Here is a 14,150-nt window from a genome sequence, read left to right on the forward strand (position 1 = left end):
AGCCGCCACCCGGCAAAAAAGCGGCATCATAGCCGCGACCTGGCGCCCGGCGGCGCTGCGCTTGCGCGGGCCTACGGACCGAAGAATCGCTTTGGCCTGAAAGCGCAGCCCTGTAGGCCGGGTCAGGCGTAGCCGCCACCCGGCAAAAAAGCGATTCTTTCGCGAGTTGATACTGTAGCGGTAAAACGCCCCTGCGTTTGTCTGGAAGAGCCCTTGTACGCCTCATACGAGTGCATCGCGGTTTCCTTTTTCAGCTTAGTCGTTCGCCACGTTTTGCAACAGCTTGCGCCACTCGCTAAGGGCGGGGACGCTGAATCCGTTGCGCCAGATAAGTTGGGTGGTCGCCTCGCACAGCGGTTCGCTAAGGCAGTTTTCTGGAAGCATCATCAGCGCCAGCACGCTCTGCGGCAGCAGGCCGGCGTAGCGTCCGGAAGCCACGCAGGCGAGCATGCTGTGATAGGAGTTCACCTCATGTACCTCGACGGTCATCTGCTGCGCCGCCAGCCAGCGTTCGCCCAGCGCGCGGTAGCTGCAGCCGCTGGCGAATGCCGCGAACCGCAGCGGGCCCGGGGTCTGCGGACGGACCACCATCAGAGTTTCATAAAACACCGGGGCTGATTCCAGTTCGGGCGGACACGCGGGTTGACCATCAGCCCCCGGGGGCAGGCAGACCAGCGCGGCATCGAGGCTGGCGTTGACCACCTGCTCGATCAGCTGGCAGGTAGGCTGGGTGATCAGCAACACCTCTACCTGCGGGCACCGCTGTTGAAAGCGAGTCAGCAGCGGCGGCAGACGGCTGGCGGCGGTTGCCTCCATCGCGCCCAGCCGCAGGGTACCGCCGGGCGTCGCTGGATGCAGGGCCTGCTTTGCTTCCTCCGCGAGACTCAGGATCCGCCGGGCATAGCTGAGAAACTGAATGCCTGCCGGGGATGGCACCATCTTTTTGTTGCTACGGACGAAGAGTTCCACGCCAAGTTCCTCTTCCAGCTGCTGAATACGGGTGGTGATATTGGATTGCGCGCGGCCGAGCCGTTTCGCTGCCTGCGTCACGCTTTGCGTTTCTGCCACCTGGATAAAGATCTGCAGTGTGCTGTGGTTCATATTTTTATTCTCAATATGAAAATGATATTGATCTTATCATCTTTAAAGGAGATGGTAAGCCTCCGGCATCGCTAATGCATGAGGAAACCATGAGCAACCCGCTGCTTTCGCTTCTTGATATTGATTATCCCCTGATTCAGGCCCCGATGGCGGGCGTCTCCACCCCCGCGCTGGCTGCCGCGGTAAGTCATGCCGGCGCGCTGGGTTCGCTGGGGCTGGGCGCTTCAACCGTTGCCCAGGCGGAAGCGATGATAGTCGCCACCCGCCAGCTGACGGACCGCCCGTTCAATGTCAATCTGTTCTGCCATGCGTCGCCGCGACGCGATGCCCGGCGGGAAGCCGACTGGGCAGAGACGTTGCGCCCCCATTTTGCCCGCTATGGCAGTACGCCACCGGATTCGTTAAGCGAGATCTACCAGACATTTATCGGTCATGCGCCGATGCTGGAGCTGCTTCTCGACCTGTCGCCGGCGGTGGTGAGTTTTCATTTTGGTCTTCCTGAACGTGAGACGATCCAGCGTCTGCGACAGCAGGGGATTGTCACCCTGGCGACGGCAACCTCGCTCCAGGAGGCGCTGCTGATTGAGCAGCAGGGGATCGACGTGGTGGTCGCTCAGGGCTATGAGGCGGGCGGGCACCGGGGGATCTTCGCTCCGCAGGAGCCTGATGCCCAACTGAGCACCTTCACCCTGGTGCAACTTCTGCGGCGTCGGCTAACCATCCCGGTGGTGGCCGCCGGGGGCATCATGGACGGGGCGGGGATCACCAGCGTAATGCAGTTGGGCGCGCAGGGCGTTCAGCTCGGTACGGCGTTTTTACTCTGTCCGGAATCGGCCGCCGACGCCGGTTATCGCGCGGCGATCAACAACAGCATTGACGGGCGTACGGTGCTAACCTCCGCGATATCCGGGCGTCCGGCACGCTGTCTGGCGAATGCCTTCTGTGCGCTGGGGGAAGCCTGTCAGGCGAGCGCCGTGCCGGATTATCCGCTGGCGTATGATATCGGCAAAGCGCTGGCCGCCGCCGCGAAAGCCCAGGGCGTCCATGAGTATGGCGCCCACTGGGCCGGGCAGGGTGTGGGGTTGATCCGCGAGGGTGACGCCGCCGGTCTGGTGCGCCAGCTGGCGGCAGAGTGCGGCTGGAACTAATGTCTGACGGTTAGCGACGGTGAGCGAGGCTGCGCACCAGCCGATCGCCGGCCATTTGCACCCCCTGGACCATCGCCACCAGGATCAGCACCGTGCCAAACATGACTTCATTATTAAACCGCTGATAGCCGTAGCGGATGGCGAGGTCGCCAAGTCCACCGCCGCCGATCACGCCGGCCATGGAGGAGAAACCAATCAGCATCACGATGGTTAGCGTGATCCCGGCCAGCAGCGTTGGCAGGGCTTCCGGCAGCAGGGATTTAAAAATCACGTGCCAGACGTTGCCGCCCATCGACAGAATGGCTTCGATTCTCCCGTAGTCCACCTCGTCGAGCGCGTTTTCCGTCAGACGGGCAAAGAACGGAAAGGCGCCGATGGTCACCGGCACGATGGCGGCGGTGCTGCCCAGCGTGGTGCCGACGATCAGGCGGGTAAAGGGGATCAGGGCGATCAGCAGCACGATAAACGGCAGCGACCTGCCGATGTTGATCACCGCGCCTAACAGCGCGTTCAGTTTCGGCATCGGCGCCAGCCCGTTGGCGCGGGAAATAAATAACAGCACGCCGGTGGGCAGCCCGATCAGCACGGTAAACAGGGCCGCCAGGCCCACCATATAAAGCGTATCCAGCGTGCCGTCGAGTAATAACGGCCACAAATCTTCCCAGCTCATGCTACTCCGCATAATGGCCTCCCCTGAACGCCGTGACGGGTAAGAAAATCTTGTTCAGCCTGCGGGTCGTGCAGCAGCGACTGGCGCAGCCGCGACCATGGGGTCACCAGCAGGTCGGCGAGTTTACCGCTCTCGACAATCTCGCCCTGTTCCAGCAGCGCCGCATGGTCACAGATGGTTTTCACCACCTCCAGCTGGTGCGTAATCAGCACGATGGTCAGATTGAGGCGCTGGTTAATATCCGCCAGCAGGGCCAGCACCGAGGCGGTGGTCTCGGGATCCAGCGCACTGGTCGCCTCGTCGCACAGCAGCACTTCCGGCCGGGCGGCCAGCGCCCGGGCGATGCCGACGCGCTGTTTTTGCCCGCCGGAAAGCTGCGACGGGAAGGCGGCGGCCTTTTCGCTGAGATCCACCAGCTCCAGCAGTTCGCGCACCCGAGCCTCGCGAGCGGCCCTCGGCACCCCGGCAATCTCCAGCGGCACCGCGACGTTGTCGGCGACGGTGCGGGCATGCAGCAGATTGAAGTGCTGGAAAATCATCCCGGTACGCAGGCGATAATCCCGCAGCGCCGCCTTGTTCAACTGGGTAATATCCTGTCCGTTCACCAGAATGCGGCCCGAGGTGGGCCGCTCCAGTAAATTGAGACAGCGGATGAGCGTACTTTTGCCGGCGCCACTGCGCCCGAGAATGCCGTATATTGCCCCTTTCGGTATCTGCAACGCGATATCGTTCAGCGCCGGTCGGCCGGTTCCGGCGTAGGTTTTGCTCAGCCCTTCGATGGTTATCATGACTGAGGGGCCACCGGGATCACCGAGCCGTTGTAGGTTTTGCGGATAAACTCCGCCACCTGCGGTGACGTCAGATCTTTCGCCAGCGCCTTAATGCGCGGGTCATTCGCCAGGGCTGGGGTGGTCACCAGAATATTGGCGTACGGGTTATGCTCGGCGCTTTCCAGCCCCAGGGCATCTTTTGCTGGCACCAGGCCGGCTTCCAGGGCGTAGTTGCCGTTAATCACCGCCAGGTCGACATCGTCGAGAGAACGCGGGATCTGCGGTGATTCAATCTCCAGAATCTTCAGGTGTTTCGGGTTCTCGACAATATCCTTCGGCGTCGCCAGGGTGGTGGCCGGGTCGCTAAATTTGGGATCCAGCTTGATAAGCTTCTGCGCCTGCAGCAGGAACAGCGCCCGGCTCAGGTTAGTGGTGTTATTCGGCACCGCCACGGTGGCGTTTTCCGGCAGTGATGAGAAATCTTTATGCTTGTGCGAGTAGATCCCCAGCGGCTCAATATGAACGGTGGCCGCGACGGCAAAGGTTTTACCCAGTGCTTTTTCCTGATCCTTCAGATAGGGGACATGCTGGAAGTAGTTGGCATCCACATCGCCACTGGCCAGCAGTTCATTGGCGTTGACCCCGCTGGTCAGCTCCACCACCTTCAGATCGAGACTTGGATCGATTTTTTTGATGTAGTTGAGGATCTCCGCGTGGGGAACCGGGTCCGCGGCGACGCGCAGCGCGGCAGCCTGGGCAGACGTCCATGCCAGAGAAAGAGACAGTGCGACCCCTGCCAGTTTAAAAGCGGCATATTTCATGGTGTGTTCCTTTTTAGTTATGGTTAAACGATCAATTGCTCGGCGCGTTCGCGAAACACGTCCTGATAGTAGCGTTCCGCCACGTCCGGATGGGAACGCAGACGGCCCTTGAGATAATTCCAGCCGACATCGCGCAGCAGCGGATTGTGCGGGTCGCTGTCCGGACCTCGCGCTTCACGCGCCAGTTCGGGCGGCAGGGTGTAAACCGGCACCACTGCGTCAAGCTGGGCACCGAGGAAGAAAGCAATGGAGAGGCGCTGCTGCTGCGCCGGCGGCGACACCACGCGATGGACGGTGGCGCGCAAATACCCGTTGGTCGCCAGCTCCAGCAGTTCGCCAATATTGACCACAAAGCTGCCGGCCAGCGGCACGGCGTCGATCCATTGTCCAGGCGCGACCTCTACCTGCAGTCCTTTTTGCTCGTCCTGCAGCAGGAAGCTGAGAAAACCGGAATCTTTATGGGCGCCGACGCCCTGGCTGCTTTGGGTCTCCTGCTGGCCGGGATAGCGGATCAGTTTGATATGCTCGTTGGGTTTCTCGCCGTAGAGCCGGTCAAAGGCATTCTCCGGGAGCTGCAGGGCTTCGGCAAAAGCGCGCAGCAGGCGGATGCCCACCTGGGTCATCTGCTGTTGCCAGTGAAGTAACACCGGTTTAAGCGACGGCAGGGCGGCAGGCCACAGATTCGGACCCTGCAGGCGCTGCCAGCGCGGGGCGTCGTCGCTGAGGGTCAGCGCCGGACGTTCGGCGCCGATATCAAACTGCTCTCGCCAGTCAGGCTGGCCGCGCGTTAGCTCCGATGCCGCGCGGTTATAGCCGCGAAAATGGGGGGAGTGGATCATCGCCACCTGCTGCTTTTGCGCCTCATCGAGAGCAAAAAAGCGTTGGGACTGGCGCTGAACTTCATATTGAAGCGCGTCGTCCACACCGTGGTTGATCAAATAGAAGAAGCCGATGTCGCGGGCGGCGTGACGTAGGTCGGCCAGGAAGGCCGCTTTATCCGCGGGGTCCGAGTAGCGGGCCAGGTCGAGAATCGGCAGGGTGGTCGCGTTCATTGTGTTCTCCGAAAACGGGGTAATAAGTTATGGATCGATTCAGGTTCAGGGTTCGGGCACAACAGCAGCGCATGGTGATTTCCTCTGTCCGGGGCTGAACACAGCTTGCCTCAAGGCCAAATAAGCAACCAATAACGTTATTTTCTAATTTATGACCGCGCGGGGTTCAGTGCTTTTGCGTTAAATAGATATAGGCGCGAAGCGCGTAATGAAGCCGGTTGCGCCCGTCGGTCAGAGCCAGTAAGGTAGGCGCACTTTTTTAATGCGGAACGGACGTATCGTAATGCACAGCTCGAAAGATCCTCTGCACGGCGTGACGCTGGAAGCGTTGCTCAATGCCCTGGTGGCGCGCTATGGCTGGGCGGAAATGGCCCGCCAGGTCAACATTAACTGCTTTAAAAGCGATCCCAGCATTAAGTCCAGCCTCAAATTTCTCCGCCGGACGCCGTGGGCGCGCAAAGAGGTGGAGGCCATGTATCTCGCCTCCCTTGATGATGACGCGCCGGTGGAGAAAGCGGATCCCTGGGCAAACTGGCAGAAAAAATAACCCTTACCACAGGACACCATCATGCAGAGCTGGAGCAGTAAAGATTTCACCGCCGACCGCGCGTGGGGCGCGCTGGATATCGCCAATTTTTCCGGGACCACCGTGCGTCTGCACTGGACCGACCAACCCTATATCTGGCACATCAACGATGGTCAGGAGGTGTTTGCCGTGATGGATGGTCAGGTGGCGATGCATGTGAAAGTCGACGGCGAGGAGCAGGTCATCATGCTGAACGCTGGCGATATCTTCTACGCCGAGGTGGGATGCGAGCATGTCGCCCATCCGCAGGGGGCGGCGCGTATTCTGGTGATCGAGAAAGAAGGGTCGGTCTGATCCTCCCGGCGGGCGGTTCTTAGCCCGCCGTTTCATCACCGGTCAGATTCAACATACCGCGTTGATATAAATCACTTATCCTGCTTTCGATATATTTAATTCTTGTTTGCCATTCCCTTCACCCCAGCACTATCTTTTGCCGCAGGCGCCTGAACAGGCACAATCGCGGGAGAGATCATGGCAACCTTGCAGTGGGACCACGCAGTACAGTTTGTGAATCAGCCGGAAGCGGCCATTCAGACCTTTGCCGACCAGCAGCTGCGGGCGGTAGCCGGAGGGCGGCATCCGGGGTGGGGAACCCGCAATGCGCTGAGCTATTTTGGCCTGACCTATATCGAATTCCTCGCCATTTCCGACCCGGACGAACTGCGCGCCGCGACGGACAGGTTCCTGCTTTCGCGGGATGCCGAGCGGTTGCTGCCGGAGAACGAAGCGCTGTTTCGGGTAGCGCTGCGCAGCGACGACATCGAGGCCACTCATGACCAGTTGCGTCGCAAGGGGTTGGCGGTGTCACCGATTGTCGATGGTCAGCGCAACGATCCGCAGGGCAATGTCATCCGCTGGCGGATCTTCACCATCGATGGCGACACTGACGGGCTGGTCTATCCATTTGTGCTGCAGTGGGGAGAAGACGATACCACCCGGCTGGCGCGGCTGCGTTCCCAGGAGCTGGACGTGCCGCATCCGCTGGGCGACATTGCGCTTGAGCAGGCGGTGTTCGAGGTGGTCAATCCGCAGGCGGTGCGCGATCGCTGGCAGGCGCTGCTGGGCTTCCCGCCCCAGGGGGAGCAGGGACTGGACGTGGGCGGCCAGTGGTTTACTTTCCGCGAAGGACCCGCCAACCAGCTGACCGAACTGGTGTTTCGCGTCGCCAACCCGGCGCTTAAGGGACAGCGCTTTCGCGTCGGCAACGGCGTGTATCGCTTTACATAAAAGCTGAATCTAGCGTGCCGTGGCGCGCAGGGCCCCCGGCGGCTGGCCGGTGATGCGTTTGAAGGCCCGGCTGAAGGCCGCCAGCGATTGATACCCGAGGCTGAAGGCGACCGTTTCCAGCGCCTGGCCTTCGTGGGTAATGTACTGCACCGCCAGCCGCATACGCAGCTCGGTCAGATAGCGGGCGGGGGTGGTGTCTGTCGCGGCGAGAAAACGTTCCGCGAACAGCGAGCGTGAAAGCCCCGCCTCCCGCGCCAGATCTTCCACTTTCCAGTTGACCCCCGGGCGCTGATGCATGGCATAGATCGCTTTTGCCAGCCGGGGATCGCGCAGGACCTGTACCCAACCGGTGGCGTTGCCACATCCGCACTCTACCCAGCCACGGACAATCAGCGCGGCCACCACGTCCGCCAGCCGGGCGAGGATCCCGGCATAGCCTACCTGGCGGGTGAGGGATTCCCGCTCCATTGCCACCAGCAGCGGCTGGATCTCCGGCCAGGTGTTTAGCAGGCTGCTGACCCGCATCACCTCGGGCATGGCCTTTACCAGCGGCTGCATGCCGCCGAGCTCAAAGTCCATACAACCGCTGAAAATGACGGCGCGCTCCGGGCAGTCCGGGCGGCCGCCGGCGTTGATACAGCTCACTGTGCTGCACACCGTTTCGCTGGGTAGCTGGGCCACATTGACCACCGTGGCCTGCGGATCCGAGAGCAGGGCGTGCCCGTCGCCGTTGGGAATAAACAGCGCATCGCCGCTCTCGAGGGTGAACTGTTCTCCACTGGCCATGCGCAGCAGCACCGGCCCGCGGCTGATGAAATGGAACTGGGCTTTGCCCGCCACGGCGCTAAAGCCGACACCGAACGGGCGTGCGGTTTCGATGCGCCGGTAGTTAACGCCGGAGAGGCGCATACCGCGTAACAGTTCGCTGGTCAGGTCGATAGTAGGCTGGCTCATGGTAATTCCGGACGAATAATCAATAACTGAAGAGTATGCATCATATATCGTCCGAAGGTAAGTCCCTAAGATGACCAGGATGTTAATAAAACTGGAGAGTTGTATATGAGTTCCTGCATAGCTGCTGACGCGAGCCTGTCTCCCGCCAAACCTGCCTGGCGCGCCGTCTATGCCCTGGCCCTCGGGGTGTTCGGCCTGATCGTGGCCGAGTTTCTGCCCGCCAGCCTGTTAACGCCGATGGCCAGCAGCCTCGGCGTCAGTGAAGGGATGGCCGGACAGGCGGTCACCGCGACGGCGCTGGTGGCGTTAGTCACCGGCCTGCTGATCGCCACCGCCACCCGCAATATCGATCGCCGCTGGGTGCTGATGTTCTTTTCCGTGCTGCAAATAGTCTCCAGCCTGATGGTCGCTTTTGCCGATTCGCTGGCGTTTCTTCTGCTGGGTCGTCTGCTGCTGGGGGTCGCCATCGGCGGCTTCTGGGCGATGTCCACTGCCACGGCGATGCGTCTGGTGCCGGCGGCCCATGTGCCGAAGGCGCTGGCGATCATCTTTTCCGCGGTGTCTGTCGCTACGGTGGTAGCCGCGCCGCTCGGCAGCTATCTTGGCGAGCTGATCGGCTGGCGCAACGTGTTTATTCTCTGTGCGATACCCAGCCTGCTGGCGCTGCTCTGGCAACTGTGGGTGCTGCCCTCCATGCGTCCGGAGAGCGTCGGGACCTTCTCCACGCTGTTCAGGGTGCTGCGCCGTCCCGGTATGCTGGGCGGCATGCTGGCGACGATCCTGATTTTTAGCGGCCATTTCGCCTTCTTTACCTACCTGCGGCCGTTCCTTGAGACCGTGGCGCAGGCCAGTGTCGAAGGCGTCTCGCTGATATTGCTCGGCTTCGGTATCGCTAACTTTATCGGCACCTCGGTGGCGAGCTATCTGCTGAGCCGTAGCCTGCGCCTGACCCTGGCGCTGGTGCCGTTGATGATGAGCGTTCTGGCGCTGCTGATGGTGACGTTTGGCCATTTGACCGTGCTGGACGGGCTGCTGGTCGCCCTGTGGGGATTTGCCTTCGGTCTGGTGCCGGTGGCCTGGTCCACCTGGCTTGCCACCACCGTGCCGGATGAAGCAGAAAGCGCGGGCGGTCTGCTGGTCGCCTCTATTCAGCTGGCCATCAGCGCCGGGGCCGCCGGCGGCGGGGCGGTATTTGATTTGCACGGCGCCAGCGGCGTCTTCACCGGCAGCGGTCTGCTGTTGTTGAGCGCGATGGTGATTGTCTTCGCCGCCGTGCGGGTGAAACCGGTCGCCAGCGCTGACCAGCCGGAGACGGGCCGCTTATCCCGCGAGATCGATAACTAAATTGGCCGACAGGCTGCGGGAGCAGCACAGCGCAATATGCTGCTCTGCGGCCCGTTTTTCCGCCTCCGACTGCACGGTATCCCGGTGGTCGACAATTCCCTCCCGCACCGGCGTCAGGCAGGCGCCGCAGATCCCCATCTCGCAGGAGAGCGGCACCGCGACGCCATGCTCCTGTAGCACCTGGGCGATGGTTTTGTCCCCCGGGACCGGCCAGCGCTCCCCGGTGGAGGCGAGGGTGATAGTGAAGGTTCCGTCCGCCGCCGACGCTGCCGTCGGGGCGGGTGGCTGGAACGCTTCGCTGTGCAATTGTACCTCCTCCCATCCGGCCACCCGCGCGGTATCGCGAACCCGGGCCATAAATCCGGGCGGACCGCAGAAGTAGACCCGGGTGTCGGCGTCCGGCGCCCCCAGATCCTGTGCCAGCCGCTGGCGCGGACTCTGCCCCTCATCTGAGCTGTGGATCTGGCAGATTCCACCGGTTAGCTGGCGGGCGATCTCGGTGGTGAAGGCGGCCTCCTGCGCACGGCTAACGTAATAGTGCAGCGTAAAGCTGGCGCCGGACGCCGCCCGGGCGTGGGCCATCGCCAGCAGCGGCGTAATGCCGATCCCGGCGGCGAGAAGCACCACATGGCCGCCCTCGTGCAGCGGAAAGTGGTTGCGCGGGGCAGAGATCATCAGCGGCTGTCCCGGGCGCAGGGTGTCGTGGACATAGCCTGAGCCACCGCGGGACTGCGCCTCGCGGGCGATGCAGAGCAGATAGTGATCCCGTTCGGCCGGGTTGCCGGTCAGGGAGTACTGACGGATCAGCCCGCAGGGAAGATGGAGATCGATATGGGCGCCGGGCGTCCACGCCGGCAGCGATTGCCCCTCGGCGCTCACCAGACGAACGGCCAGATTTTTCGCGCCCTGACGCCACAGGCCATCGACCACCACGGGGAATATGTCGCGCATATGACCTCCACTCATACCAGAAAGAAATCGCCAAAACCCATCTTCTTCAGCCCGCGCCGGTAGGCGATGGAGCTGCGGTCTGCCGGAATATGCGCCTCAAGGGTCAGATCCAGCGGCAGCCGCTCCGGACGCTGGGTTTCTACCATCAGGCGGTCCTCTTCGAACACCCGCAGGTTGAACGCATGTACGTCTTCCACCGGCACGTGCAGGTCGAAATTGCGGGCAATAGGGGCAAACATCCGCGTCACCCGTGACGATACCGGCGAGGCGGCGTTCATGATCACCAGCCTGGCGTCGGCGGGAAAATGGATGGTCAGCGTAGCGGTGAACGGCAGATGCATTTCAAAGTGACGCAGCCACTGGAACCCTTCCGGCGCGCGGAAATCGGAGCTGGCCGGGTAATTGCCCACCGAGCTCCAGTAGTCGGCAACAAAGCCGAACGGCGTCTCCTGCGGGGTGTAGTCCGGCACCTGCTGGTTGTCCGGATCGGCGAAGGTGTCGGTGTGGATCCACGCGAAGTGGGCGACATCGAGAAAGCCTTCGACCTGGCGGCCGGCAAACCCCTTCACCTCGAAGGCCGGGCAGTTGATTTGCTGAAATCCCGCGTCGTCCCAGTGCGGCATGGTCGGTAACGGCGGCGGATTGTCCGGATCGCAGGCCAGGCAGGTCCAGATCAGCCCGTAGCGCTCCTCCACGGCGAAGCTGGTGAGATGCAGTTTGGCCGGAATGGGTTGCCCCGGGCTGGAGGGGATACGGTTGCAGCGGCCATCCTCGCCAAAGCGCAGGCCATGATAGGGGCAGACGATGCCTTCCTCTTCATGAAACCCCAGGGTCAGCGGCACCCCGCGGTGCGGGCAGACGTCGCGGGCGACCACCACCTGGCCTTTAATACGGTAGATAACCAGCTGTTCGTCCAGCAGGGTGGCTTTCACCGGGGCGCCGGTAATATCGCAGGCGCGGGCCACCGGGTGCCAGCAGCGGGCCAGCCGCAGCCAGTCCTCTGGATCAAAGGTGCAATGGGCGGGGGGCGTGGGGGTGATTGTCTTCATGATTTCTCTTCCTGCTCACATCGGTGATTGTTTTATTGTTGTGAGATTATTGTTGTCATATTAGGGTGTTCACATCCATCACCATTAATTCACTCAGCTGTTGCAAAAAAGAGTACAGGGGTGCCATGAGTCCATTTTCCCGTTTCGCGCACTATTTTATCGCCGTGGCCCGCTGCGGCAGCTTGCGCCGGGCCGCCGAGCAGCTGCATATCTCCGCCTCGGCAATTAACCGCCAGATCCTGCAGGCCGAGGAGGCCTTCGGCACTCCGCTGTTCGAGCGCCTGCCGGAGGGACTGCGGATGACCACCGCCGGTGAACTGCTGTATGACAATCTGCTGCGCTGGCAGAAGGAATTTCGTCAGACCCGACAGAAATTTGATGAGCTGCAGGGGATGAAGCGCGGGAGCGTCAGCGTTGGGATGGTGCAGGCGCTGGCGGAAGGGGGCTTCGCCGCCGCGCTGGCTGAGATCATCGCCAGCTGGCCGTGGCTGGAACTGGATCTGCAGGTGGCCGACAGCCACACCGTCAGCCAGAAAGTGCGTCAGGCGGACCTGGACGTCGGCCTGATCCTCGATCCGCAGGGGCAGGCCGGACTCAGCGTGCTGGCCTTTGCCGAACTGGAAGTGGGGATTGTGATGCGCCCGGACCACCCCCTGGCGGGGGCGAAAGCGCTGTCATTGGGCGAGCTCAGCCTGGAGCGGCATATCGTGCCCGGCGCGCCGCTGATCGTCCATGAGCGGGTGGCGCTCCTCTATCGCCACCATGACTTTGCGCCGGAGAATACCATCAGCTGCAATGATATCCGGCTCATCAAGTCGCTGGTGCTGCGCGGCAGCGGCGTGACGCTCCTCAGCCTGCTCGACGTACTGGACGAGGTCCAGCGCGGACAGCTGGCCTTTATCCCGCTGCGCAGTACGCTGCTGCGACCGCTGACCCTGGCGCTGTGCACCGCGCCCTCGCGTCAGCTTTCGCGGCCCGCGCAAATGGCCATTCAGACGCTGAGTGCGGTGATTGAATCCATGGCGACGGTCAGCCCAGCGGCCCGCTGAGGATGGTGTCGCACATGCCGTTGATAATGCGCTCCCCGGTCTCCTCGCGCAGCTCCTGGTACCAGGCTTCGGTGAGCTGCATATCCTTCCCGTGGGTGATATCGCAGCGCTTGCGCGCCTTCAGCACCAGGTCACGAACCCGGTCGCAGCGCTGGGCTTCATACTCGCGCAGGGCGGCCGCAATATCGTGGGTCTGGCGGAAAACGGCGCCCAGCACCACCGCATCTTCCATCGCCGCGCAGCCCCCCTGGCCAATATCCGGGGTGGTACTGTGTCCGGCGTCGCCCAGTAGCGCGACGCGGCCGCGCACCAGGCGGCTGAACGGCTCGATATCATGGATTTCAATACGGTTGGTGGTCTGCGGATCGAGGGTGGCGATAAGCTGCTGCACCGGCGACGCCCAACCGGCAAAGTAGCGGCTGAGGTCGGCGCGCAGCGTGTCGCGATCCTCCGCCAGACCCGCCGGCAGCGGCACATCAAAGAAAAAGTAAAACCGGCCGTCGGAGACCGGCATCAGCGAGACGCGCTTGCCTTCGCCGACAAAGGTGGTCCACTGATCGCCGGGTGCCAGCGCTTCATCTATCTCCACCAGACCGTTCCAGTTGACGTAGCCGGCGTAGCGGCGCTGCGGGGTAAAGCCCAGCACCCACGGACGCAGTGCGGAATGGCTGCCGTCGGCGGCAATCAGCAGATCGCCGCTGGCGCTGCTGCCATCGGTAAACCACACCGTCACGCCGTCGGCATCTTCCTCACAGCGGGTGACGCGTTTGCCGAACTGCACACTTTCCCGTCCCCAGAAATCCAGCATTTCCCGCTGCAACTCTGCCCGGGAAACCGGGCAGGGCCGGCTGCCGGTGCGTTCGATCAGCGGGGCGAGACTGAACTGGGTCATGTTCTCGCCGCTGCGGAAGTCGCGATACGCCATGCGGCGCAGCGGCCCGCCGAAGGTCTCCATGATGTCGCCCATGCCGAGGTGGGCCATGCACTTCACGCCGTTGGGCCACACGGAAATCGCCGCGCCGACCGGTTTGATCTCTTTCACCGCTTCATAGACGTCGCAGTCGATCCCCGACTGTTTGAGCGCCACTGCCGCACTTAAGCCGCCGATGCCGGCGCCAATCACGATTGCTTTCATTTTTTTCTCCTTCTCCCGATGTTGTGACTGACTACAGCAATTTGCGTACCAGTTCGCCGGAGGAAGGAAAACCGCCTGCCAGAGGCACAGAGACAGGTCATGACGCACCGCATCGGTGCAATGTGACATATTGGTTGCCTTTTTATGAATCAAAAGTTTCTCAATGTCGCATTGAGAATCTATCGTTTCATCGCTCTGGTTCAGCATCGGTGGGGAGGTATAGGTAAATAGAGTAATTTAAGTTAATGATTTTGCAGAATTAATGAAATTTTCTGGTCGTTTTTGTCGTCTCT

Annotated in this window: 15 protein-coding genes; 6 read left to right on the forward strand and 9 right to left on the reverse strand. The window is 62.0% G+C overall.

Annotated features, from left to right (window positions below; genetic code table 11):
• Window positions 1-255: 255 nt before the first annotated feature.
• A complete protein-coding gene (locus CWM61_RS00010; RefSeq protein ID WP_100630381.1) occupies window positions 256-1,101 on the reverse strand; it encodes a LysR family transcriptional regulator in 846 nt (281 codons plus the stop codon).
• 89 nt (window positions 1,102-1,190) lie between these two features.
• On the opposite strand from CWM61_RS00010, the gene CWM61_RS00015 reads away from it, so the two are divergent.
• Entirely contained in the window at window positions 1,191-2,249 is a 1,059-nt protein-coding gene (locus CWM61_RS00015; protein ID WP_227521369.1) for an NAD(P)H-dependent flavin oxidoreductase, read from the forward strand.
• Between the two features lie 10 nt (window positions 2,250-2,259).
• Here CWM61_RS00015 and CWM61_RS00020 read toward each other — a convergent pair whose 3' ends face one another.
• From CWM61_RS00020 to CWM61_RS00035, 4 genes are read right to left on the reverse strand one after another with little or no spacing between them, the layout of a single operon-like run.
• Window positions 2,260-2,919, reverse strand: coding sequence for a methionine ABC transporter permease (locus tag CWM61_RS00020; protein WP_004217626.1), 660 nt, complete (start codon window positions 2,917-2,919; stop codon window positions 2,260-2,262).
• Window positions 2,916-3,707 (reverse strand): methionine ABC transporter ATP-binding protein, encoded by a 792-nt coding sequence (locus tag CWM61_RS00025; RefSeq protein ID WP_074385890.1) that lies wholly within the window; start codon window positions 3,705-3,707, stop codon window positions 2,916-2,918. The genes CWM61_RS00020 and CWM61_RS00025 overlap by 4 nt, the downstream gene beginning before the upstream one ends.
• The gene (locus CWM61_RS00030) at window positions 3,704-4,510 is read right to left on the reverse strand and encodes a MetQ/NlpA family ABC transporter substrate-binding protein (protein ID WP_100630384.1); all 807 of its coding nucleotides are present in this window, start codon (window positions 4,508-4,510) and stop codon (window positions 3,704-3,706) included. Before CWM61_RS00030 ends, CWM61_RS00025 begins: the two co-directional genes overlap by 4 nt.
• 23 nt (window positions 4,511-4,533) lie before the next feature.
• Window positions 4,534-5,562, reverse strand: a complete 1,029-nt coding sequence (locus tag CWM61_RS00035; protein ID WP_032435343.1) for an isopenicillin N synthase family dioxygenase — start codon at window positions 5,560-5,562, stop codon at window positions 4,534-4,536.
• A 283-nt stretch (window positions 5,563-5,845) separates the two neighbouring features.
• Here CWM61_RS00035 and CWM61_RS00040 point away from each other — a divergent pair, with 283 nt between their 5' ends.
• The 3 genes from CWM61_RS00040 to CWM61_RS00050 all read left to right on the forward strand — a co-directional run bounded on the left by CWM61_RS00040 (window position 5,846) and on the right by CWM61_RS00050 (window position 7,375).
• Window positions 5,846-6,109 (forward strand): VF530 family DNA-binding protein, encoded by a 264-nt coding sequence (locus tag CWM61_RS00040; protein WP_002904643.1) that lies wholly within the window; start codon window positions 5,846-5,848, stop codon window positions 6,107-6,109.
• Between the two features lie 21 nt (window positions 6,110-6,130).
• Window positions 6,131-6,442, forward strand: a complete 312-nt coding sequence (locus CWM61_RS00045; RefSeq protein WP_004205936.1) for a cupin domain-containing protein — start codon at window positions 6,131-6,133, stop codon at window positions 6,440-6,442.
• A 177-nt stretch (window positions 6,443-6,619) separates the two neighbouring features.
• Window positions 6,620-7,375: a VOC family protein gene (locus CWM61_RS00050; RefSeq protein ID WP_100630386.1), complete on the forward strand. Its 756-nt coding sequence runs from the start codon at window positions 6,620-6,622 to the stop codon at window positions 7,373-7,375.
• A gap of 9 nt (window positions 7,376-7,384) precedes the next feature.
• Here CWM61_RS00050 and CWM61_RS00055 read toward each other — a convergent pair whose 3' ends face one another.
• Complete coding sequence (locus CWM61_RS00055) at window positions 7,385-8,329, reverse strand: AraC family transcriptional regulator (RefSeq protein ID WP_100630388.1); 945 nt, start codon at window positions 8,327-8,329, stop codon at window positions 7,385-7,387.
• A gap of 105 nt (window positions 8,330-8,434) precedes the next feature.
• On the opposite strand from CWM61_RS00055, the gene CWM61_RS00060 reads away from it, so the two are divergent.
• On the forward strand, window positions 8,435-9,673 hold the full coding sequence (locus CWM61_RS00060) for an MFS transporter (RefSeq protein WP_032413413.1): 1,239 nt from the start codon (window positions 8,435-8,437) through the stop codon (window positions 9,671-9,673).
• On the opposite strand, the gene hpxE is transcribed toward CWM61_RS00060, so the two are convergent.
• Together hpxE and hpxD are read right to left on the reverse strand one after the other, a co-directional pair.
• Complete coding sequence (hpxE, locus tag CWM61_RS00065) at window positions 9,650-10,624, reverse strand: molybdenum cofactor-independent xanthine hydroxylase subunit HpxE (protein WP_100630389.1); 975 nt, start codon at window positions 10,622-10,624, stop codon at window positions 9,650-9,652. The genes CWM61_RS00060 and hpxE overlap by 24 nt on opposite strands.
• Window positions 10,625-10,635: 11 nt before the next feature.
• Window positions 10,636-11,673, reverse strand: a complete 1,038-nt coding sequence (gene hpxD, locus CWM61_RS00070) for a molybdenum cofactor-independent xanthine hydroxylase subunit HpxD (protein WP_004148366.1) — start codon at window positions 11,671-11,673, stop codon at window positions 10,636-10,638.
• A gap of 125 nt (window positions 11,674-11,798) precedes the next feature.
• Between hpxD and hpxR the strand changes: the two genes are divergently transcribed.
• Complete coding sequence (gene hpxR, locus CWM61_RS00075) at window positions 11,799-12,722, forward strand: LysR family hpxDE operon transcriptional regulator HpxR (RefSeq protein WP_008804925.1); 924 nt, start codon at window positions 11,799-11,801, stop codon at window positions 12,720-12,722.
• Here the strand turns inward: hpxR and hpxO are convergent.
• The gene (gene hpxO / locus CWM61_RS00080) at window positions 12,703-13,857 is read right to left on the reverse strand and encodes an FAD-dependent urate hydroxylase HpxO (protein WP_061154625.1); all 1,155 of its coding nucleotides are present in this window, start codon (window positions 13,855-13,857) and stop codon (window positions 12,703-12,705) included. The two genes, hpxR and hpxO, sit on opposite strands and share 20 nt — an antisense overlap.
• Between the last annotated feature and the right edge of the window lie 293 nt (window positions 13,858-14,150).

Origin of the sequence: Klebsiella sp. K-Nf6, assembly GCF_002806655.1 — a bacterium.
Classification (GTDB): Bacteria; Pseudomonadota; Gammaproteobacteria; order Enterobacterales; family Enterobacteriaceae; genus Klebsiella; species Klebsiella variicola.

Bases quoted from the DNA above. Each gene is read 5' to 3' on its own strand.
- CWM61_RS00010 (WP_100630381.1), bottom strand. From the start codon at position 1,101: ATGAACCACAGCACACTGCAGATCTTTATCCAGGTGGCAGAAACGCAA.
- CWM61_RS00015 (WP_227521369.1), top strand. From the start codon at position 1,191: ATGAGCAACCCGCTGCTTTCGCTTCTTGATATTGATTATCCCCTGATT.
- CWM61_RS00020 (WP_004217626.1), bottom strand. From the start codon at position 2,919: ATGAGCTGGGAAGATTTGTGGCCGTTATTACTCGACGGCACGCTGGAT.
- CWM61_RS00025 (WP_074385890.1), bottom strand. From the start codon at position 3,707: ATGATAACCATCGAAGGGCTGAGCAAAACCTACGCCGGAACCGGCCGA.
- CWM61_RS00030 (WP_100630384.1), bottom strand. From the start codon at position 4,510: ATGAAATATGCCGCTTTTAAACTGGCAGGGGTCGCACTGTCTCTTTCT.
- CWM61_RS00035 (WP_032435343.1), bottom strand. From the start codon at position 5,562: ATGAACGCGACCACCCTGCCGATTCTCGACCTGGCCCGCTACTCGGAC.
- CWM61_RS00040 (WP_002904643.1), top strand. From the start codon at position 5,846: ATGCACAGCTCGAAAGATCCTCTGCACGGCGTGACGCTGGAAGCGTTG.
- CWM61_RS00045 (WP_004205936.1), top strand. From the start codon at position 6,131: ATGCAGAGCTGGAGCAGTAAAGATTTCACCGCCGACCGCGCGTGGGGC.
- CWM61_RS00050 (WP_100630386.1), top strand. From the start codon at position 6,620: ATGGCAACCTTGCAGTGGGACCACGCAGTACAGTTTGTGAATCAGCCG.
- CWM61_RS00055 (WP_100630388.1), bottom strand. From the start codon at position 8,329: ATGAGCCAGCCTACTATCGACCTGACCAGCGAACTGTTACGCGGTATG.
- CWM61_RS00060 (WP_032413413.1), top strand. From the start codon at position 8,435: ATGAGTTCCTGCATAGCTGCTGACGCGAGCCTGTCTCCCGCCAAACCT.
- hpxE (WP_100630389.1), bottom strand. From the start codon at position 10,624: ATGCGCGACATATTCCCCGTGGTGGTCGATGGCCTGTGGCGTCAGGGC.
- hpxD (WP_004148366.1), bottom strand. From the start codon at position 11,673: ATGAAGACAATCACCCCCACGCCCCCCGCCCATTGCACCTTTGATCCA.
- hpxR (WP_008804925.1), top strand. From the start codon at position 11,799: ATGAGTCCATTTTCCCGTTTCGCGCACTATTTTATCGCCGTGGCCCGC.
- hpxO (WP_061154625.1), bottom strand. From the start codon at position 13,857: ATGAAAGCAATCGTGATTGGCGCCGGCATCGGCGGCTTAAGTGCGGCA.